This is a genomic window from Bacillus sp. BB51/4 (assembly GCF_008368845.1).
Taxonomy (GTDB): Bacteria; Bacillota; Bacilli; order Bacillales; family Bacillaceae_G; genus Bacillus_A; species Bacillus_A wiedmannii.
This window is the reverse complement of the sequence record NZ_QOSC01000046.1, coordinates 1-2,096: the sequence shown is the minus strand read 5'-3', so window position 1 is coordinate 2,096 and position 2,096 is coordinate 1. Positions and strand designations below refer to the sequence as shown.

2 protein-coding genes are annotated in these 2,096 nt (G+C 32.5%); both read right to left on the bottom strand.

What is annotated here, in order from left to right:
- Positions 1-1,556 (bottom strand): condensation domain-containing protein (locus DN392_RS30170; protein ID WP_149238254.1); only part of this gene is annotated, 1,556 nt, incomplete at its 3' end.
- 6 nt (positions 1,557-1,562) lie between these two features.
- On the bottom strand, positions 1,563-2,096 hold a 534-nt coding region (locus DN392_RS30165; RefSeq protein WP_141549539.1), incomplete at its 5' end, for a phosphopantetheine-binding protein.

Genomic DNA, 2,096 nt, shown 5'->3' with positions numbered 1-2,096 from the left:
CCTGCTTTTAGTACACCATACATCCCAACAATCATTTCTAGCGAACGCTTTGTTACAATTCCGACAATGGATTCTGTATGTACTCCCTTGTCTCTTAAATTTTTCCCAATGGTGTTTGCCTTTGCATTCAATTGTCTATAGGTAAGGCTCTCCCCTTCATATTCTACAGCTATTTTATCTGGAGTTTTTTCCACCTGTTCTTCAAATCTTTCAATAATCGTCTTATCGTTTTGATATTCAATATGTGTCCTATTAAATTCATAAATAACTTTTTCTTTTTCTGTATCAGTTAATAATTCAATTTCACACAGTTTCTTTTGTGGGTCTTTCAAAGCATTTTTCAATAATTGGACAAATTGTTCATTCATACGAGCAATTGTTTTTTCTTTAAATAAGTCCGTACAATACTCCCATTCTACATCGTATCCGTCACTTGTTTCTATAACAGTAACAGTAATATCAAACTTTGCTACCTTACTATCAACTTTCACACCATTTACCTTATAATCTCCCATGCTCAACGAGTTCATTTCTTTGTTTTCAAATGTAAACATAATGTCGAAAATAGGGTTTCGAGAAGGCTCCCTTTCCACGCCAAGCTGGTCTACTAACTCTTCAAATGGATATTCTTGATTATCAAACGCATTTAAGCATTTTTCTCGTAATTGTGCCACCAAATCTATAAATCTTTGTGAAGATTGCAAATTCCCTTTAATCGCCAAAGTATTTACAAACATACCTAACATATTTTGGATTGCTGGATGAGTACGTCCTGAAACAGGTGTACCTAAAACAATCTCACCTTGTCTCGTATATTTACTTAGCAGCATCATAAGGTTCGCCATCAATATCATATATTCTGTTGCCCCTGTTTCTTTACTAAAGAGTTTAACAGCATTACTAGTTTTATGATCTATTTTTATGGTATTACTACTACCTTTATAACTCTGTTGCTTAGGTCTAGTAAAATCTGTAATTAGATCTAAAACCGGTACTTCTTCAGAAAACTCGTCAAGCCAATAATTTTTCTGTTCCGTCATATCTCTCGAATTTTGCCAAGCACTGTAGTCTTTATATTGCATACCCACTGGAGAAAGTTCCTCTCCATTATACAATCTACACATTTCTTCTATTAAAAGACCTGTTGAACCACCATCACAAATTATGTGATGGATATCCAACATCAAAATCGTATTTTCACCTTTTATTTCAAGTATTTTTATTCTCATTAAAGGTGCTTCACTTAAATCAAAAGGTCGAATGAATTCTTTGAAAACTCGTTGTACATGTTCTGGTATGCTTTTTTCATGCTCTAACTCTATATCAACTGTATCCTCAATAATTTGGAGAAATTTATCTTTCACATGTGCAAAATGAGTTCTTAATAACTCATGACGCACGCATAGCTGTTTTACAGCTATGCGTAAGCGTTCTTTATCAATTTCCCCCTCGACTTCTAACATGATTGGGATATTATAAGTGATATTTGATTCTTGCATTTGATCAATTACATATAAACTTTTTTGGACAGAACTCATTTTATATTTTCTATTCATTGGTACTTATACCTCCTCTTCTACTGCTACTATCAATTCTGGATAGGCAATAGTATCACTATTTGATTTCACTTCTGTATTTCTTACTTTTTCAGCTATTTTTCTAATTGTTTTTTCTGTTAATATCGTACTTAGCGGAACTCTAACTTTAAACTTTTCTTCTAATGCATTTACCAATTTAGTCGCTTTTAATGAGTGTCCTCCTAGTTCAAAGAAACTATCATCTATACCAATCACTTCAAATTCTAAAATCTCTTTGAAAATCCCCATAATACCTTCCTCTACATTATCTCTAGGTGCAACAAAATCTTCTCTATCTGTAATTTGTGGATCTGGAAAAGATTTTCTATCTAATTTACCGTTTTTTGTCAATGGGAAATTATCTAATTGCATGATATACGTCGGAATCATGTATTCCGGTAAATTTCCCCTTAATTTCTCTTTAATGTATTTAATATCGATAGATTCACTACTTATTACATATCCACATAAATATTTATCACCATTGTTTTCTTTAACAATAACAACGGCATCACTGAT